Annotated in this window: 20 protein-coding genes and 1 pseudogene; 11 read left to right on the plus strand and 10 right to left on the minus strand. The window is 71.5% G+C overall.

From position 1 onward, the window contains the following. The 3 genes from AB4Z14_RS16455 to AB4Z14_RS16465 all read left to right on the plus strand — a co-directional run bounded on the left by AB4Z14_RS16455 (position 1) and on the right by AB4Z14_RS16465 (position 2,480). Positions 1-978 (plus strand): NAD(P)H-quinone oxidoreductase, encoded by a 978-nt coding sequence (locus tag AB4Z14_RS16455; protein ID WP_442276136.1) that lies wholly within the window; start codon positions 1-3, stop codon positions 976-978. Between the two features lie 140 nt (positions 979-1,118). Continuing rightward, positions 1,119-1,730, plus strand: a complete 612-nt coding sequence (locus AB4Z14_RS16460; protein ID WP_256794970.1) for a hypothetical protein — start codon at positions 1,119-1,121, stop codon at positions 1,728-1,730. A 99-nt stretch (positions 1,731-1,829) separates the two neighbouring features. Next, positions 1,830-2,480 (plus strand): proteasome activator, encoded by a 651-nt coding sequence (locus AB4Z14_RS16465; RefSeq protein ID WP_442276137.1) that lies wholly within the window; start codon positions 1,830-1,832, stop codon positions 2,478-2,480. Between the two features lie 9 nt (positions 2,481-2,489). Here AB4Z14_RS16465 and AB4Z14_RS16470 read toward each other — a convergent pair whose 3' ends face one another. Next, positions 2,490-3,173, minus strand: coding sequence for a histidine phosphatase family protein (locus AB4Z14_RS16470; RefSeq protein WP_442276138.1), 684 nt, complete (start codon positions 3,171-3,173; stop codon positions 2,490-2,492). Then, on the minus strand, positions 3,170-3,370 hold the full coding sequence (locus AB4Z14_RS16475; protein WP_442276139.1) for a hypothetical protein: 201 nt from the start codon (positions 3,368-3,370) through the stop codon (positions 3,170-3,172). Before AB4Z14_RS16475 ends, AB4Z14_RS16470 begins: the two co-directional genes overlap by 4 nt. A 103-nt stretch (positions 3,371-3,473) precedes the next feature. Between AB4Z14_RS16475 and AB4Z14_RS16480 the strand changes: the two genes are divergently transcribed. Further along, positions 3,474-5,147: a metallophosphoesterase family protein gene (locus tag AB4Z14_RS16480; protein WP_442276140.1), complete on the plus strand. Its 1,674-nt coding sequence runs from the start codon at positions 3,474-3,476 to the stop codon at positions 5,145-5,147. Here AB4Z14_RS16480 and AB4Z14_RS16485 read toward each other — a convergent pair. The 5 genes from AB4Z14_RS16485 to AB4Z14_RS16505 form a co-directional block, all read right to left on the minus strand. Beyond that, on the minus strand, positions 5,137-6,900 hold the full coding sequence (locus AB4Z14_RS16485; protein WP_442276141.1) for an AMP-binding protein: 1,764 nt from the start codon (positions 6,898-6,900) through the stop codon (positions 5,137-5,139). The two genes, AB4Z14_RS16480 and AB4Z14_RS16485, sit on opposite strands and share 11 nt — an antisense overlap. A 51-nt stretch (positions 6,901-6,951) precedes the next feature. Beyond that, positions 6,952-7,641 (minus strand): PH domain-containing protein, encoded by a 690-nt coding sequence (locus tag AB4Z14_RS16490; protein WP_442276142.1) that lies wholly within the window; start codon positions 7,639-7,641, stop codon positions 6,952-6,954. 52 nt (positions 7,642-7,693) lie between these two features. Continuing rightward, a complete protein-coding gene (locus AB4Z14_RS16495) occupies positions 7,694-9,358 on the minus strand; it encodes a SulP family inorganic anion transporter (protein ID WP_442276143.1) in 1,665 nt (554 codons plus the stop codon). A gap of 79 nt (positions 9,359-9,437) precedes the next feature. After that, positions 9,438-9,764: an SHOCT domain-containing protein gene (locus tag AB4Z14_RS16500; protein WP_442276144.1), complete on the minus strand. Its 327-nt coding sequence runs from the start codon at positions 9,762-9,764 to the stop codon at positions 9,438-9,440. After that, positions 9,761-10,210: a DUF6325 family protein gene (locus AB4Z14_RS16505; protein ID WP_442276145.1), complete on the minus strand. Its 450-nt coding sequence runs from the start codon at positions 10,208-10,210 to the stop codon at positions 9,761-9,763. Before AB4Z14_RS16505 ends, AB4Z14_RS16500 begins: the two co-directional genes overlap by 4 nt. 238 nt (positions 10,211-10,448) lie before the next feature. Between AB4Z14_RS16505 and AB4Z14_RS16510 the strand changes: the two genes are divergently transcribed. The 3 genes from AB4Z14_RS16510 to AB4Z14_RS16520 all read left to right on the plus strand — a co-directional run bounded on the left by AB4Z14_RS16510 (position 10,449) and on the right by AB4Z14_RS16520 (position 14,343). After that, the gene (locus AB4Z14_RS16510; RefSeq protein ID WP_442276146.1) at positions 10,449-11,465 is read left to right on the plus strand and encodes an AI-2E family transporter; all 1,017 of its coding nucleotides are present in this window, start codon (positions 10,449-10,451) and stop codon (positions 11,463-11,465) included. A 165-nt stretch (positions 11,466-11,630) separates the two neighbouring features. Beyond that, on the plus strand, positions 11,631-12,722 hold the full coding sequence (locus AB4Z14_RS16515; protein ID WP_442276147.1) for an SGNH/GDSL hydrolase family protein: 1,092 nt from the start codon (positions 11,631-11,633) through the stop codon (positions 12,720-12,722). 64 nt (positions 12,723-12,786) lie between these two features. Continuing rightward, the gene (locus AB4Z14_RS16520; protein ID WP_442276148.1) at positions 12,787-14,343 is read left to right on the plus strand and encodes a phytoene desaturase family protein; all 1,557 of its coding nucleotides are present in this window, start codon (positions 12,787-12,789) and stop codon (positions 14,341-14,343) included. 3 nt (positions 14,344-14,346) lie between these two features. Here AB4Z14_RS16520 and AB4Z14_RS16525 read toward each other — a convergent pair whose 3' ends face one another. Further along, entirely contained in the window at positions 14,347-14,934 is a 588-nt protein-coding gene (locus AB4Z14_RS16525) for a DNA-3-methyladenine glycosylase I (RefSeq protein ID WP_442276149.1), read from the minus strand. 9 nt (positions 14,935-14,943) lie between these two features. Beyond that, entirely contained in the window at positions 14,944-15,522 is a 579-nt protein-coding gene (locus AB4Z14_RS16530; RefSeq protein ID WP_442276150.1) for a GNAT family N-acetyltransferase, read from the minus strand. A gap of 143 nt (positions 15,523-15,665) precedes the next feature. Here AB4Z14_RS16530 and AB4Z14_RS16535 point away from each other — a divergent pair, with 143 nt between their 5' ends. The 4 genes from AB4Z14_RS16535 (at position 15,666) to AB4Z14_RS16550 (ending at position 17,565) form a co-directional block, all read left to right on the plus strand. Beyond that, positions 15,666-16,160 carry a CAP domain-containing protein gene (locus AB4Z14_RS16535; RefSeq protein WP_442276151.1) on the plus strand — a complete coding sequence of 165 codons (495 nt, stop codon included), beginning with the start codon at positions 15,666-15,668 and terminating at the stop codon, positions 16,158-16,160. A 186-nt stretch (positions 16,161-16,346) separates the two neighbouring features. Then, complete coding sequence (locus AB4Z14_RS16540) at positions 16,347-16,664, plus strand: ArsR/SmtB family transcription factor (RefSeq protein ID WP_442276152.1); 318 nt, start codon at positions 16,347-16,349, stop codon at positions 16,662-16,664. Beyond that, positions 16,661-17,185, plus strand: a complete 525-nt coding sequence (locus AB4Z14_RS16545; protein WP_442276153.1) for an SRPBCC domain-containing protein — start codon at positions 16,661-16,663, stop codon at positions 17,183-17,185. Before AB4Z14_RS16540 ends, AB4Z14_RS16545 begins: the two co-directional genes overlap by 4 nt. Continuing rightward, positions 17,185-17,565, plus strand: coding sequence for a VOC family protein (locus tag AB4Z14_RS16550; RefSeq protein ID WP_442276154.1), 381 nt, complete (start codon positions 17,185-17,187; stop codon positions 17,563-17,565). Before AB4Z14_RS16545 ends, AB4Z14_RS16550 begins: the two co-directional genes overlap by 1 nt. A gap of 22 nt (positions 17,566-17,587) precedes the next feature. Here the strand turns inward: AB4Z14_RS16550 and AB4Z14_RS16555 are convergent. Then, a pseudogene (locus AB4Z14_RS16555) lies at positions 17,588-17,955 on the minus strand (hypothetical protein); the annotation flags it as partial.

The following is a 17,955-nucleotide window of genomic DNA, read 5'->3' on the forward strand; positions in this document are numbered from 1 at the left end:
ATGCGCGCCATCACGATCCCCGAGCCCGGAGACGCCGACAGCCTCGTCCTCGACGAGGTGCCCGACCCCGAGGTGACGGCCGGCCACGTGCTCATCGACGTCGCCGCCGCGGGTGTCAACCGCGCCGACGTCATGCAGCGCCTCGGTCACTACCCGCCGCCTGCCGGCGCGTCGGAGTACCCCGGCCTCGAGGTGAGCGGCACCATCGCGGCGCTCGGCGAAGGTGTCGAGGACTGGCAGGTCGGCGACGAGGTGTGCGCCCTCATCGACGGAGGCGGCTACGCCGAGCGTGTCGTGGCGCCGGCCGAGCAGCTCCTGCCGGTGCCGCGCGGCGTCTCGCTCGTCGACGCGGCCGGCCTGCCCGAGGTGACGTGCACCGTCTGGTCCAACGTCTTCCTCGTCGCCAACATCCAGCCGGGCCAGGTGCTCCTCGTCCACGGCGGCAGCTCGGGCATCGGCACCATGGCCATCCAGCTCGCCAAGGCGGTCGGCGCGCACGTCGCCGTCACGGCGGGCAGCCAGGCCAAGCTCGACGTGTGCCGCGACCTGGGTGCCGAGTTCCTCGTCAACTACCGCGAGGAGGACTTCGTCGAGCGCGTCCGCGAGCTGACGAAGGGTCACGGCGCCGACGTCATCCTCGACAACATGGGCGCGAAGTACCTCTCCCGCAACGTCGAGGTCCTCGCCATCAGCGGACGCCTCGTCACGATCGGCCTCATGGGCGGCCGAACGGGCGAGCTCGACATGGGCATGCTGCTGGCCAAGCGCGCCGCCGTCATCGCCACCTCGCTGCGGGCCCGCCCCGCGACGGAGAAGGCCGCCATCGTCGCCGCCGTCCGTGAGCACGTCTGGCCCCTCATCGAGGCCGGCGCGGTGCGTCCGGTCGTCCACTCGCGCCACCCCCTCGAGCACGCCGCCGAGGCGCACCGCGAGATGGAGGCGTCGGGCCACATCGGCAAGATCCTCCTCACCACCTGAGCTGCCCTGTGTCGCGGGACGCTCCGGCCGTGTCCGACTCGTCCCCTGACGCGCTGCCCACCGCCGGCGTACCGTTGACCGGTGGACCCCTTCGCCACGAAGCGGCCCTCCCACCACACGAGTACCGGGAGGCACCTGCAGTGTTCATCCAAGTGATTCAGGGCAAGACCCACGACGCGGACATGCTCCACCGCCGCATGGACGCCTGGCGCGAAGAGCTCGAGCCAGGCGCGGCCGGCTGGCTCGGCGGCACGTACGGCATCGACGACGACAACGAGTTCATCGGCGTCGTCCGCTTCGACTCTCGCGAGTCGGCGATGCGCAACAGCGAACGCCCCGAGCAGGGCGCCTGGTGGGCCGACACCGAGAAGTGCTTCGACGGCGGCGTCACCTTCCACGACTGTGACGACGTGACGATGATGCTCGACGGCGGGTCGGACGACGCGCAGTTCGTCCAGGTCATCCAGGGGCGCATCAGCGACCAGGAGAAGTTCCGGATGATGCGCGACATGCCGATGGACACCCTCCACACGGAGCGGCCCGACATCCTCGGCGGCACCATCGCGGTCGACGCCGATGGCTGGTTCACGCAGACGATGGCGTTCCGCACCGAGGCAGATGCCCGTGAGGGCGAGAAGAAGGACATGCCGCCCGAGATGAAGGAGCAGATGGCCGACATGGACCAGGCCATGAGCGACGTCCGCTACCACGACCTGCACCATCCGTGGTTCGCCACGGCCGGCTCGCACTGACCCGCGTCGGCCGCGAGGACGAGGAGGGGCCCGTGCGACCTGACGGGGGACGCACGGGCCCCGACCGCTCGACCTGCGCGGTGAGGCAGGATGGAGCGCATGAGCGACGACGCGAGCCGACAGGGCCAGGGCACCGACACCGACTCCGACTCCGACTCCGACTCCCAGCGTGACGAGCCGCGCATCGTCGTCGTCACGCCCGACGGCATGGGCGTCGCGGACGCCCATGGCGAGGATCGCCCCGACGGCGCCGGTCCCCACCCGGAGGGCCGCGAGGAGCGACGCGAGCGCGAGCGCACCAACCCGGCCGACCTCGTCGAGGAGCCGGCCAAGGTCATGCGCATCGGGTCGATGATCAAGCAGCTGCTCGAGGAGGTGCGCAACGCGCCGCTCGACGAGGCCGGGCGCCGTCGCCTCGCCGACGTCCACCACCGCTCCATCGAGGAGCTCAAGGACGGCCTCGCGCCCGAGCTCGTCGCCGAGCTCGACCGGATCGCCCTGCCCTTCCGCGACGACTCCCCGACCGACGCCGAGCTGCGGATCGCCCAGGCCCAGCTCGTCGGCTGGCTCGAGGGACTCTTCCACGGCATCCAGACGGCGCTGGTGGCGCAGCAGATGGCGGCGCAGCAGCAGCTCCAGCAGATGCGCGCCCTGCCGCCCGGCCCGGGCGCCTCCTACGGCACGCCCCCCGGCATGCAGCCCGGCGAGCACCACCCCGGGGAGTCCGGACCCACCGGGCAGTACCTCTGACCCCGGCGGTCAGAGCCAGCTCGAGCGCTCGCGCTCGGTCGGCACGACGTCGGGGTTCCACTGCGTGAACGGCGCCTCGAGCTTGTAGTGGAGGTCCTTCTGGCGCAGCAGCACCACGGGCTGGGCGTTCTCGGGGTTGTCGAGCGACTCGAAGTAGTCGACGCTCCAGTGGAACCACCGCATGCAGAAGAGCCGCATCGTCAGGCCGTGCGTCACGATGACGACGTTGCGCGGCGCGGTCGGCGTCTCGAAGTTGCGGTGCATCGATTCGAGGAACGTCGACACGCGGTCGTAGACGTCCGACCCGGACTCGCCGTGGCTGAACCGGTAGTAGAAGTGGCCGTAGCGGTCCCGCTCGGCCTTCTGCTGGGCGATGTCGACGGGGTCCTGGAAGTTGGCCCAGTCCTGCTCGCGCAGGCGCGGCTCGACCCGCACGTCCCGCTCCACCACCGGCAGGGCGAGCGCCTCGAGGGTCTGCCGGGTGCGCACGTACGGCGAGACGTAGGCCTCGACCGACTCCCCGTCGAGCACGTCCCGGATCGCGGCACCCGTGTCGCGGGCCTGCTGAAAACCTTTGGGCGTCAGGCTGATCCGGTGGTCGGGTACGCGCTCATAGACGGTGTCGTCGAGGTTGCCCTCGGACTCGCCGTGCCGCACGAGGATGATCCGGTTCGGTCGGTGCTCGAGGTTCACCGCCTCAGACTACGGTCGCGACCCCGTGCCGCCCACGGGGCGACGAGGAGCACGAGCCAGGCGAAACCGACGACGAAGCTCGCGACGAGGATGACGACCCCGGCCGACCCGCCGAGGACACGCGGGCCGACAGCGAGCAGGACGGCATACGCCATGAGCGCCGTGACGACGACGGCCCTGCGACGAGTCGACCCCATGACTCCCCCTCGCTGCGATGCGCTGACCACCCCATCGCACCACCCGCACGTGAACGGGCGGTGCCGTCCGGGTGACACGTCCCGGTCCGGTTAGGGTGAGGCGATGCGACAGGTGGGCGACCTGCTGACCGGTGACAGCCCCTGGCTGCGCCGGGCCTCGCACGTGCTCAAGTGGCTCGCGGTCCTCGTGGCCTGCTACCTCGGTGGCGTGGCCGCGACCAACCTCGCGCCGACCGTCGCCGAGACCTCCCAGTACCGCGCGGTCCTGCGCCTCGACCCGGTGCCACGTCACTCCCCCGTGCTCCACGCGCCGACGATCGTCGGTGACGTCGACGTCCAGTTCGCCTCTCCCATCGTCGCGCCCGGCCTCGACGTGCAGGTCGCGGTGCGCGAGGAGATCACCAACCTCTTCACCCGTCCCAACGTCGACATCAAGGCGCTGCAGCCCTCGCCCGACGAGATCTCGTCGGCGATCGCGCAGGCCGCCGTCGGCGTCGGCATCCGCTTCGTCCTCGGCGCGACGGCGATCGCGGTGCTCCTCGCCCTGGCCTCGCACTACATCAGGCAGCGCACCACCCGTCGCCACCACGTGCTCTTCGTCGCGTCCGCGATGGTCGTGGCGACCACCGTGACCTTCGGCGGGATCGCCCTGACCTACCAGCCGGGCCGCTTCGCGGAGTACCGCACGAGCGGCGTCCTCGGCGTCGTGCAGCGCAACGCCGGCCTGCTCGCCGACGTCGAGGCGCGCGCCACCCAGGTGACGCCCTACTTCCGCAACCTCCTCGCGGTGACGCAGGCGCTCCAGCAGAAGTACGTCGCCGGCAACGTCAACGAGCCCGTCTCGGCGCGCCTCCTGCTCGTCTCCGACATCCACGGCGCGAACCAGTACGCCCTGATGCGCACGATCATCGAGGAGGAGGACGTCGACGCCGTCATCGACAGCGGCGACCTCGTCAACTTCGGGCGCGTCCAGGAGGGCGACGCCGCCGACCTCTACCGGTCCATCCAGTCGCTCGGCGTGCCCTACGTCTTCACGAGCGGCAACCACGACCAGTCGTCGGCGAGCGACCGGGCCGTCGTCGCCCGTCTCGCGAGCATCCCGAACGTCGTGCTCCTCGAGGACGCCGCCGGGTCACTGCGCGAGCTGACCTTCCACGGGCTGCGCATCACCGGCTTCAACGACCCGCGCTACTTCGGCGACGACAACGCCGACCCGACGGCCAAGGCCAAGCCCGCGGCCGACCGCTACAACGCGGCCGTCGCCGGCCAGCCCGAGCCCGACATCGTCGTGACGCACGAGCCGTATGCCGCCGAGCAGGTCGAGCGGGGACGCCTGCTCATCAACGGGCACATGCACACCCCCGCGATCGAGGGCAACCGGATCCAGGTCGGCACCTTCACCGGTGGCGGGGTCGTCTCGCACTACTCCGAAGGTCCGGGGCAGGAGCTCGACGGCCAGCCGTACTCCTTCGACATCGCCCAGTTCGGCACGTCGTGCGAGCTGACCTCGCTGACCCGCTACTCCTTCCGCAACCTGCTCGAGGGCCGCCCGGCCTACGACAGCGTGCAGGTCATCAGCGGAGCCCGCATCGACCCCTACCGGCCCGCCGCACCGACCGTCCAGCAGCCGGGTCAGGACCAGCCGGACCCGGCCAAGCGCATCTGCAGCCGCATCGACGAGACGTCGGTGCGATCGCTGCCGATCGCCCCGGACGACCCGACATCGTCAGGCACCACGACCCCTGCCGTGCCGTCCGGGCTGTCGGTCACCCCTTGAGGTCGGGGAACTGGTCGTCGCGCCACTCGTTCGCGGGCTGGTCGGCGCCGGTCGCCTCGAGGTCGGTCTCGCGGCCCCGCAGCTCGACCCGGCGGATCTTGCCCGAGATCGTCTTGGGCAGCTCGTAGAACTCGATCCGCCGGACCCGCTGCCACGGCGCGAGCTTCGCGCGGGCGTGGGCGAGGATCGAGCGCGCCACGTCCTCACCGGGCTCGTGGCCCGGGGCGAGGGCGATGTAGGCCTTGGGCACGGCCAGGCGCACGGGGTCGGGCGCGGGCACGACGGCGGCCTCGGCGACGGCCGGGTGCTCGATGAGCACCGACTCGACCTCGAACGGGCTGATCTTGTAGTCGCTCGCCTTGAAGACGTCGTCGGTGCGTCCGACGAAGGAGATGTAGCCGTCGACGTCGACCGACGCGACGTCGCCCGTGTGGTAGAAACCGCCGGCCATGGCGTCGGCGTTGCGCTGCTCGTCGCCCTGGTAGCCGGTCATGAGCGGGACGGGGTGCTGCGACAGGTCGAGGCAGATCTCGCCCTCGCGGTTGCCGTCCGAGTCGGCCTCCGTGACAAGGACATTCGTGATCGGGTCGACGACGACGACCGGACAGCCAGGAAGCGGCCGGCCCATCGAGCCCGGCTTGACGGTGGAGCCGGGGGTGTTGCCCACCGCTGCCGTCATCTCGGTCTGTCCGTAGCCGTCGCGGATCGTCAGGCCCCACGCCTTCTCGACCTGCGCGATGACCTCGGGGTTGAGCGGCTCGCCGGCACCGATGACCTCGCGCAGCGACCCCGGTCCGCCGGACAGGTCGCTCTTGATGAGCATCCGCCACACCGTCGGCGGCGCGCAGATCGAGGTGACCTCGTGCGTGCGCAGGACCCGCAGCAGGGCGACGGGGTCGAACCGGCTGTAGTTGTAGACGAATGCCGTCGCCTCGGCCGCCCACGGCGCGAAGAACGACGACCATGCGTGCTTGGCCCAGCCGGGGCTGCTGATGTTGAGGTGCACGTCGCCGGGCTGCAGCCCGATCCAGTACATCGTCGACAGGTGCCCGACGGGGTAGGAGCGCTGGGTGTGCTCGACGAGCTTGGGCCGGCTCGTCGTGCCGGACGTGAAGTAGAGGAGCATCCGGTCGTCGGGCGCCGTGCCCGGGTGCTCGGTGGGCGGGACGTCGAGGTCGTATGCCGCCTCGTGGCGTTGCCAGCCAGCGGTGGCGGTCCCGGCCGGGTCGGCCCCACCGACGGCGACGCGCAGGTAGTCGCCCGGCACGTCGTCGAGCTTGTGCACCTCGGACACGTTGGTGATGACGGCGCGGGCCGCGCCGCGCTCCATCCGGTCGACGAGGTCGCCGGGGCCGACGGCGGTCGTGGTCGGCATGACGACGGCGCCGAGCTTGATGACGGCGAGCATCGACTCCCAGAGCTCGACCTGGTTGCCGAGCATGAGGATCACCGAGTCACCGCGGCGCACACCGAGGGTGGCGAGGTGCGCGGCCACCTGGTCGGAGCGGCGGGCCATCTCGTCCCAGGAGTACGACGCCGACGACTCGTCCTGCTCGACGATCGTCAGGCAGGCGCCGCCGTTGCCCCGGGCGACGGCGTCGAACCAGTCGACGCCCCAGTTCCAGCGGTCTCCCACGTCGGGGAAGGTGAACTCGCGGACGGCTCTGGCGTGGTCGCCGCGCAGGGCGAGGAGCTCGTCACGGGCCGCCCGGTAGGTCGCGGTCACACCGGCTTCGTCGACAGTGGAGGTCATGACCCGACGATGCCACACGCGCCTGCCGTGCGGCAGGGGACGGCGACGGGCTCAGAGCGGCTGGTCGCTGCCGTCACCGAGGTCGCGCGGGCGGCGGCGCTCCTCCGCGAGCTCGGGACGGTCGGCTCGCTCGGACCGCTGGCGCGGGATCGCCGTCGTGTCCTCGCTGTAGCCGTCGTCGCCGGCCGCGAAGGCCGGATCCGAGCCGGGGCCGTCGGCCAGGCCGCGGCCGTGCGCGCGCCGGCGCAGGTCGTCCTCGTCGATGAGGCGGTTGATGAGCTGCTGGACCTCGTTGCTGCGCGGGATGTTCGTGAGGTTCTCGTCGGGGCTGTCGCCGGCCGACTCGATGTGCAGCGAGCCCGCGCCGATGATCCGGTCGACCACGGTCTGCTGGAAGCTCACGTCGGTGATCTTCGAGAGCGTGATGTCCTTGCCGTTCTTCGTCAGGATGCCTCGGCGCACCATGACCCGGTGCGAGGTGATGACGTAGTGGGTGGTGCGCCAGCGCAGGTAGGGCACGAAGACCGCCGGGACGGCGACGAGGACGAAGACCGCCACGGCGATCCACTGGATCCGGTTCCCGGTGTCGTCGTCGGGGGTGGCGCGGGCGACGGTGATGCAGGCCGCGGCCAGCAGCAGGCCGAAGATCGTGGGCACGACGACGGTGAGCCAGTGCGGGTGCAGGTCGCGCTCGACCTTCTCTCCCTTGGCGAGCACGTTCTCCGGGAACCCCACGGTCATCCTCCTGTCGTCAGGTCCGCTCGGACCACGCGTTGCCACTCAGCCTAGGCGGTCACGCCTCCCCGTCGGTCGGGTCGGACTCCGCGAGCAGCCGCAGGCCGTCGGCCCGGGCCCGGCGCGTGGTCTCGCCGAGGAACTCGGTGCCGAGGTAGACGTGGTCGGGTCCGACGAGGCCGACGAGCCCCTCGGCCTCAATCTGGTGCAGCACCTGCCGGTTGTCGACGACGAGCTTGAGGACGCCACCGTGGGCCTGGAGCTCCCTCGCGTAGCCGCGGAGCACGTCGATGAGGGTCAGGCCGATCTGGTCGACGCCGCGGAGACGGAGCACGACGACGGCGTGCTGCGACCCCTCGTCGACGCGTGGTAGCAACGCGCGGAACGTCGGGGCGCTGGCGAAGAAGAGGGAGCCGTACGGCTGGAGCACGAGCACCTCGCCGCCCGGCACGGTGACCGGTGGCTCGCACTGACGCACCCTCCCGTCTCCGTCGAGGTCGAGGCGGGTGACCCGCACCCGGTTGGACTGCTCGACGACGTGGAGCACGATCGCGAGGGCGACCCCGACGAGCACGGCGTACTGCACCGGGATGAGGAGAGTCAGCACGAAGGTGAGCGCGAGGACGACGGTCTGGACGGTCCCCGTGCGCATCACCGACTGCACCCTCGCCGGCTTCACCGCGCCGGCGCCGACGACCATGAGCAGCGCCGCGATGGACGGCAGGGCGACGAGGGCCACGACGTCGGCGAGGACGAGCACGACGAGCGCCATGACGCCGCCGGCGAAGCCGAGCGAGAGGCGCGTCCGGGCGCCCGCGGTCGCGACGAGCGAGGACGCCGACATCGAGCCGCCGACCGGCATACCCCTGAAGAGGCCGGAGACGATGTTGCCGACCCCCTGCCCGATGAAGTCGCGCGAGGCGACGGACGGGCGCCCGTCGGGATTGGGCACCGCAGCCGACACCGCGGCGCCCTGGACGAGTCCGATGAAGGCCAGAGAGACCGCGGGAAGCGCGAGGTAGGGCACGTCGCCGAGCGACGGCAGCGCCGGCAGCGGCAGGGAGTGCGGGACCGCGGCGATGTCGCCCACGACCGCGACGTGCGCGTCGAAGAGCGACCCCAGCACGCCCGCGAGGAGCGAGCCGACGGCCATCGCGACCACGAGGCCGAGCGCGCCCAGGCGGGTGCGCTGGAGCCCGACGATGAGGACGAGGGTCACCACCCCGACGAGGAGGGTCATGAGGTCGATCCGCCACGGATGGAGAACCAGGTCGAGGGTGCGCATGACCCGGTTGGCGCCGGACGTCTCGGCTCCCGTGAAGTCGCCGAGCTGGCCCAGCACGATGTTGACGCCGACGGCCGTGACGAAGCCGGTCATGACCGAGCTCGGCACGAACCGCAGCAGCGCCCCTCCCCGCAGCAAGCCGGCCGCGATCATGACGACGCCGGACAGCGCGGCCAAGGTCCAGAGCGCCCGCTCCGGGTCGGGTCGAGACCCCAGGTCGGCGTCGGCGACGACGAGTGACATGGCGCCGGTCGCCTGGACGGCCATGAGCGTGCTGCTCGTGAAGAGCGCCGCGCCGACCATGCCGTAGAGGTAGCCGTAGAGACCGGCGAGCGGGTTGACGCCCGCGAGGACGCCGCTCGCCAGACCGTCGGGGACGCTCTCGATGCCGAGCACGACGCCCGCCTTGAGATCGGCGCGGACCGACGGGCTCCTCACCCGCGCCCAGGCAGCTCGTCCTGCGCCGCCCGTCACCGTGCCGCCGTCGACGTCACCGTTGGCGGCCCCCACATCCGGATCAGCCGCCCAGGATGCGGGCCTTCTGCTGCGCCAGCTCCTCGTCGGTGAGGATGCCCTGCGCGTGCAGTGCCGCCAGGCGTTCGAGGGAGTCCAGCACGTCGTCGGCCGCGGGCGCAGCAGGAGGCGGGGGCGGGGGCGGCGGCGCCTGGGCAGCCATGGCCTGGGCCTCCTGCTGCTGCCGGTAGGCGTCGGCATCCGCGGCCTGCTGCGCCTTGGCCTGCTGGCCCTGGTGCACCTTGCCGCTCACGGCGGTGGCGGTGCCGGCGACGACGGCCGTACGGGCGGCCACCCCCAGCAGACCGGGCCGGCCCCTGCGTCCTCTCATGACCCCTCCTCGTTCGATGCGATCGCGCTGAGCGCCACCTCGATGTCCTCACGCGGCAGGCGTTCCATGACGAGCAGCTGCCCGTCCAGCTCGCGCACCTCGGCAGCGATCTCGGACGCCCACACGTTCTCCCAGGCGATGACGAGCACCGTCGTGCCAGGGTCCATCTCGGCGGCGATGGCGAGGGCGTCCTCCTCGCCGACGAGGTCGGGCATGACGGTCGGGAAGCCGAGCAGCTCCTCGGCACCCTCGGGTGACTCGGCGTCGTACATCAGCACGCTGCCGTCGTCGTCCTTGCGGACGAGCAGCACGTCGAGCACGCGGACCGCGCCCTGGTCGACCGCTCGCGCCACCGCATCGCGTATGCCGCCCTGCCGCAGCTCTCCGCGGAAGCCGATGACCGCCAGGTCCACCGGCCCGATCGGCCCTGTCGTCGCAGTCGACATGGGACTCCTCCCGGTTCGTGGCGGAGTCGTGACCGGCACCGCTCGCCTTCATGCTCCGGTGCGCCCGCGCCGTGGGCATCACCCCGACGGGGTGACGCCCGCCGTCCGCGCCGGTGGTGACATGACAGGCATGAGCGGAACGGACGTGCCGAGGGCCGGAGACCCTGGGGACCCGGTCCCCGGGGCGCCGTCCGGGCTCGTTCCGGCGAGGCGAGCACGCCCCGCGTTCCCGCGGGGCGTGCTCATCCTCGTGGCGCTGGCGGCCGGCTTCGTCGTCGCCTTCGGCATCCACCTCGTGTCGGGCATCGTCGGGCCGCTCTTCCTCGCCCTCGTCCTGACCGTCGCGGCCTTCCCGGTGCGCAACGCCATGGTCCGGCGCGGGCTGCCCCACTGGTTGGGCACGCTCGCGGTCGTCTTCGTGATCTACCTCGGCATCGTGGGGCTCGCCCTGCTCGTCGTCGTGTCCGGCGCCGAGCTCGCAGGCCTCCTCCCCCAGTACGCCGACGACCTCGCGGCCCTCGTCGCCGACGTGACCGACTGGCTCGCCGCCCGTGGGGTCAAGCCCGAGCAGACGCAGGCGATCGCCTCGTCCTTCGACCTCGGGCGTGTCAGCGCGCTCATCACGTCGCTCCTCTCGGACATCCTGTCGCTCGTGACGAACCTCGTCTTCGTCCTCGCGCTCGTGCTCTTCTCCGCGATGGACGCCCGGGGCTTCTCCGAGACCCTCACGACCCTCCGCACCGAGCGCCCTGCGTTCGTGTCGGCGATGATGTCCTTCACGCACGGCACGCGCCGATACCTCGTGGTGGCAACGGTGTTCGGTGCCATCGTCGCCGTCTTCGACACCATGTTCCTGTGGCTCGTCGGGGTGCCGGGCGCGCTCCTCTGGGGCCTGCTCGCCTTCATCACGAACTACATCCCCAACATCGGCTTCGTCATCGGCCTCGTGCCACCGGCGATCCTCGCGCTGCTCGAGGGCGGGTGGAGCCTCTTCGCCCTCGTCGTCGTGGTCTACAGCGTCATCAACCTCATCATCCAGTCGGTCATCCAGCCGAAGATCGTCGGCGACGAGGTGGGCCTCTCAGCGGTCGTGACCGTCCTGTCCCTCGTCGTCTGGTCCGTGCTGCTCGGCGGCATCGGCGCCGTGCTCGCGATCCCGCTGACGCTGCTCGTCAAGGCCCTGCTCGTCGACGCCGACCCTCACGCGCAATGGCTCGGCAGCCTCCTCGGGGACCGTCGCGAGGCGCCGTCCTGACGAGCCGGACCGTCTGGCTGCAGTTCGGCTCGCGGGTCGGGCACGGTGCCCCTACTGTCCGGTAGTGGGACGTGTGACGCAGGGCACAGCGTGGCCGGCGGGCGGCGCCCCGGCAGGTTGCAGTGCTCGGCGTCAGCAAGCCTTCCACCCACAAAGGAGTGTGTCGTGAAGAGCAGCAGGTCCGTCATGTCATCCACCCGCCGGCGTGCCCTCGAGGCCGGTCTCTGCGCCCTCATCGGAGCCGGAGCCGCCCTCGCCCTCGGCGCCCCGGCCGTCGCCGCAGGCACGGGCTACGTCGCCCTCGGCGACTCCTACTCCTCGGGCACGGGGACCCGGACGTACATCAGCGACGGCACGTCGTGCCAGCGCTCCGTCTACGCCTACCCGTCGCTCGACGCCTCTGCCCTCGGGCTGGCACTGAGCTTCCGCGCGTGCTCCGGCGCGACGGTCGCCGACGTCACGAACACCCAGCTGTCCGCGCTGTCGAGCACGACGGCATACGTCACGATCTCGGTGGGCGGCAACGACGCCGGCTTCGCGAGCGTCCTGACGTCGTGCGCGCAGCCGAGCTGGCTCAGCAACTGCAACGGCGCCATCGACACGGCCCAGGGCACCATCACCAACACGATCCCGGGCCGGCTCGCGACGCTCTACTCCTCGATCCGCGCCAAGGCCCCGAACGCCCGCGTCATCGTCGTCGGATACCCGCGCATCTTCAACGGCGAGGACTGCAACGCGTTCACGTGGTTCTCCCCCACCGAGGAGTCGCGCCTCAACGCGACCGCCGACCTGCTCAACGCGAAGACGGCCACGGCCGCCTCGAACGCCGGCTTCACCTTCGTCAACCCCACCTCGAAGTTCGTCGGCCACGCCGTGTGCGACAACGTCGAGTGGCTCAACGGCCTGTCCAACCCGGTCGGCGAGAGCTACCACCCCAACATCGCCGGGCACCGTGACGGCTACGCGGTCGTCACCAAGCCCGCCTTCGGGCTCGCTCTCACGCTCTCGGCGTCGCAGGCCGAGACCAAGGCCGTCGCGTCCGCCGACGCGCTGGCCCGGGACGCGAGGAGGTATGCCGCCGTCGACCGCACGATCACACCGGAGCGTTTCGTCGCTCCCGACCTCACGACCCCCGCGGCCCGCGCCGCCGCCGCCCGCGCCGGGGTCGACCTGAGCAGCCGCGCCAGCATCGACACCGCCGACCGGCTCTACTCGGCCCGTCAGGACGCCGCGAGGAGGTCCGTGGCTCCGCGGTGAGCCCGCGGTGAAGAAGTGGTGAGGTCGTCGGGCGTCGCCCGGGCACGGCACCTAGTCTGACCGGGTGCGCTACGACGACATCATCATCGGGGCCGGTCACAACGGCCTCACGGCCGCCGCCTACCTGGCCCGCGCGGGAAGGACTGTCCTCCTCCTCGAGCGATCGGACCGGGTGGGCGGCGCTGCCGTGTCCGCCCGCGCCTTCGAGGGGGTCGACGCACGACTGTCGCGCTACTCCTACCTCGTCTCGCTGCTGCCGCGTCAGGTGCTCACCGACCTCGACCTCGACCTGCGGCTCATCCGGAGGCGGTTCTCGTCGTACACGCCGGTCCCGTCGGACCCCGCCCGCGGCCTCCTCGTCGACCACGGTGACGTCGCGGCGACCCGAGCGGCCTTCCGCGCCCTGACCGGTGGCGACGACGCGTACGCCGGGTGGAGTGACTTCTACGCCCGGATGGCCGACGTCGCCGCGCGGGTCTTCCCGACGGTCCTCGAGCCGCTGCGCTCCCAGGACGACGTGCGCACGCTCTCCGGGGACGGCGACCTCTTCGACGCACTGACGACGCGGCCCATCGGCGAGCTCATCGAGTCGGTCACCGACGACGACACGCTCCGCGGCATCATCGCCACCGACGCCCTCATCGGCACGTTCGCCTCGCTCGGCGGAGGCGACCTGCGCCAGAACGTCTGCTTCCTCTACCACCTCATCGGCGGCGGCACCGGAGACTGGGACGTCCCCGTCGGGGGCATGGGCGCGCTCACGGACTCGCTTGCGGCAGCGGCGGTCTCGGCCGGCGTGACGATCGTCACGGGCGCCGAGGTCACGTCGGTCGACCCCTCGACCGGCGAGGTCGCCTGGTCCGGGGGGAGCGCCGGCACCGGCAGCGCCGTCGGAGGCACCCTCGTGGCGGGTTGCGCACCCACCGTCCTCAACCGCCTCCTCGCCGCTGCGGGTGCGGCACCGGTCGCCACCGAGCCCGACGTCGAGGGCGCCCAGCTCAAGGTCAACATGCTGCTGACGCGCCTGCCGCGCCTGCGCGACGCCGCCGTCGATCCCGCCGCCGCGTTCGCCGGCACCTTCCACATCAACGAGGGCTACGGCCAGCTCGAGCAGACGTATGCCGTCGCGCGCGACGGGAGCATCCCCGACCTTCCCCCGTGCGAGATCTACTGCCACACCCTCTCGGACCGCTCGATCCTCGGAGCGGACCTCGCCGCCACGGACGCACAGACGCTGACCCTCTTCGGCCTGCACCTGCCGGCCCGGCTCTTCCGCGCCGACAACGAGACCGCGACGAAGGAGGCCCTGGCCGCCACCCTCCGCTCGCTCGACTCGGTGCTCGGCGAGCCGATCGAGTCGGTCCTCGCCCGCGACGCCGACGGCAACCCCTGCATCGAGGTCAAGAGTCCCGTCGACCTCGAGCAGTCGGTCGGCTTGCCCGGCGGCAACATCTTCCATCGCTCGCTGCAGTGGCCCTGGGCCGAGCGGGACGTCGAGGTGGGCACGTGGGGCGTCGAGACGGCATACGCCAACGTGTTGCTCGGCGGTGCGGGGGCCCGGCGGGGCGGCGGGGTCAGCGCGATCCCCGGCCACAACGCGGCGCGGGCGATCCTCGGCTGAGGGCTAGGCGGGCCAGACGCCCGAGCTGCCGCGCCGGTGGCTGCCCATGAGGTGGGTGTCGACGATGCCGACGGCCTCCATCAAGGCATACATGGTCGTGGGTCCGACGAACGCGAAACCCTTCTTGCGCAAGGCTTTTGAGAGCGCCTTGCTCTCGTCGGACACGGTCGGCACGTCAGAGTGGTCCTCTGGGCGCGGGGTGTCGGGCGGCTGGAAACCCCAGACGAAGTCGACGAGACCGCCCTCGTCGCGCAGCGCGATGGTGGCCCGGGCGTTGGTGATCGTCGCCTGGATCTTGCCGCGGTGGCGGATGATGCCGGCGTCACCGAGCAGCCGCTCGACGTCGGCGTCGGTGTACGTCGCCACGAGGTCGGGGTCGAAGTCGGAGAAGGCCGCCCGGAAGTTCGGGCGCTTGCGCAGGATCGTCGCCCACGACAGGCCGGCCTGGAAGCCCTCGAGGCAGATCCGCTCGTAGAGGCCTCGCTCGTCACGGATCGGCACCCCCCACTCGGTGTCGTAGTAGTCCATGAGGAGCGGGTCGACCGACGCCCACGTGGGGCGGGCGAGCCCGTCAGCGCCAACGACCGTCATGCCGCGACCCTAGGACAGCGCCCGGCGCATGACGACGCGGGGGAAGCCCCCGGACACGGAGTCGGTGTCGGCCGCCTTGGCGAAGCCGGCTCGCTCGAAGAGCACGCGCGTGCCGACGTAGGCCATCGTGAGGTCGACCTTCTCGCCGCGGTTGTCGACGGGGTAGCCCTCGACGGCGGGCGCGCCCTGGTCGCGGGCGTAGCCGACGGCGCCCTCGAGGAGCGGTTGGGCGATGCCCTGGCCGCGGTGACCGGGGCGGACCCGGATGCACCAGATCGACCACACGGCGACGTCGTCGACGTGCGGGATCTTCGCCGACCGCGCGAAGGGCAGCTCGGACCGGGGCGCCACGGCGGCCCAGCCGACGACCTCGGCGCCGTCGTAGGCCAGCACTCCCGGCGCGACGGCGCGGCGCGTCAGGTCGCGGACGAACTCGCCGCGCTCAGGACCGACGAGCGCCCTGTTGGTCCTCGAATCGAGCCGGTGGCTCAGGCACCAGCACACGGTCGAGGCCGGGTTCTTCGGGCCGAGCATCGTCGCGACGTCGTCGAACCGCGCGAGCGTCGCGGGGCGCACCTCGAAGGTCATGGCGCCAACGCTAGCCACCGGTGGTGACGGCATGCCGTCGACGGCGCGAGCCGGCCGGTAGACATGTCCGTTTTGTCGACAGGCGCTCGCGACCTCCGTACCGTGGCTGGACGGCATACGCCCGCAGTCATCTCGGAGGACCCATGCAGCTCAACAGCTCTTCCAGCCGCACCCGCCTCGGGCTCGTCATCGCCGCGTCGGCCGCGCTTGCCGCCACCCCGGCGATCGGCTCGTCGCAGCCGGCCGAGGGGGCGACGGTGAGCGTCCAGAACCAGGTCATCCAGCTCGTCAACGCGCAGCGCGCCAGGGTCGGCTGCCGGCCCCTCGTGCTCGACGCGCGGCTCGCGCGGGCCGCCCAGGCGCACTCGATCGACATGGCGAAGCGCCGCTACTTCTCGCACACGAGCCTCGACGGCCGCACTTTCGCGCAGCGCATCCGGGCGCAGGGCTACACCGGCTCGCTCATCGGCGAGAACATCGCGGCCGGCTACCCCACACCCAAGGCCGTCATGGACGCGTGGATGAAGAGCCCGGGACACAAGGCCAACATCCTCAACTGCCGCTACAGGGCCATCGGCGTCGGCTCGGCGGTCGGCGGGCCCTACCGCTACTACTGGACGCAGGACCTCGGCGGCTGAGGCCCAAGCACCTCAGTCGTCGAAGACGTGCCAGCAGATGGCACTGCGGGAACGTGGGCCAGCGCGACCGCCTGCCCCACCGGGCAGGCTCGGTCGGCGGGCTCCACCCGCTTCGCTCCACCATGCAGAGGGGCTTGGTCGTTTATTACCCTTGCGGGTACATAACTGATTGGGTACATTCACTCCATGGACGCGGTACTGCAGGCCTTGAGCGACCCGAGCCGACGCACGGTGCTCGAGATCCTGCGCGACCACCCGGCCACCGCAGGCGAGCTCGCCGACGCCCTGCCGATCGCCCGACCGGGCGTGTCCCGTCACCTGCGGGTGCTCCGCGAGGCCGGGCTCGTCGACGTGCGCCATGAGGCGCAGCGCAGGATCTACACCCTGCGCCCCGAGGCCCTCGTCGAGGTCGACGAGTGGCTGGACGGCTACCGCGCCCTGTGGCAGAACCGGCTCGATGCCCTGCACACGGAGATCGCACGAGGAAAGAAGGCACGGAAGTGAAGATCACCGGCACGATGCGCGCCCTCGACGACACCCGCGGAGCAGTCCGCGTGGAGGACGTCTACGACACGGACATCCACGACCTCTGGGACGCATGCACGAAACCCGAGCGGCTGGCCCGATGGATCGCCGAGGTGTCCGGGGACCTCCGCGTGGGTGGGACGGTGCACGCCGTCTTCACGAGCACGTGGACCGGACCGGCGACGGTCGAGGTCTGCGACGCACCGCACCACCTGTTGCTGACGACCGAGCCCGGCACCGACGACGAGAGCCAGATCGAGGCCTGGCTCACCACCGAGGGGACGCAGACCCGCCTCGTCGTCGAGGAGCGCGGCCTGCCGGTCGGGCAGCTCCACTTCTACGGAGCCGGCTGGCAGGTGCACCTCGAGGACCTCGGGCGTTCACTGGTCAGCGGCGGCTCGGTCCACGCCGGTGGCTGGTCTCAGGAGGCACCCGCACCGGCCTGGAAGGAGCGCTGGATGGAGCTGACCCCCGCGTACGAGAACCTGTCGGACCGCTGATGTCCGGCACGATCAGGTTCGACGGAACCACGGTCAACGCTCCCGACGCGCTGGCGCTCGCGCAGTTCTACGCCGAGATCACCGAGGGAGTCGCGAAGGGCTCGGCGCACTGGGCTGCGGTCAGCACCGGTGGTGCGCTCATCGCCTTCCAGCAGGTCGAGGACTTCGCACCCCCGACCTGGCCGGGCGGGCCCGCGCCGATGCAGATGCACCTCGACTTCTTCGTCGACGACCTCGAGGCGAGCGGAGCGCGCGCGACCGCGGCCGGGGCCCGACTCCTCGAGGTCCAGCCCAACGACCACTGCCGGGTCTATGCCGACCCGGCCGGCCACCCGTTCTGCCTGTCGACGTGGGAGGGGCAGCAGCTCTTCGACAGCTGAGTGGCGTCAGGCGACGACGCCCTCAGGTCGGTGTGAAGTCGACGAGGTGCAGGTGCAGGGTGCCACCGGAGGGTGCGGGGTAGCGGCGACCGAGTCGGGCTGGTGGTCTGCGACGGTCCGGCGCGTGTGCCCCGTCTGCCCCGTCTGACTCGTCTGACCGGTCTGACCCGTCTGACCGGTCCGGTTGGTTGGGGTCGGGGGCCGGGGTGAGCCGCGGCTGCGGGGGCGGTGTGGGTGGTGGGGGTGGTGGGGGTGGTTTCTGGGGTGGGCCGATGAGCAGGCCGGTGTCGGTGTGGAAGGTGAGTCCGTCGGGGTGGGTGGGGTCGCCGGTGAGGGTGAACTCGCCGCGGTGGTGTCCGTCGTGGTGGAAGGTGCACAGGGCCAGGAGGT

The organism is Terrabacter sp. 2TAF16, assembly GCF_052115065.1.
Taxonomy (GTDB): domain Bacteria; phylum Actinomycetota; class Actinomycetes; order Actinomycetales; family Dermatophilaceae; genus Terrabacter.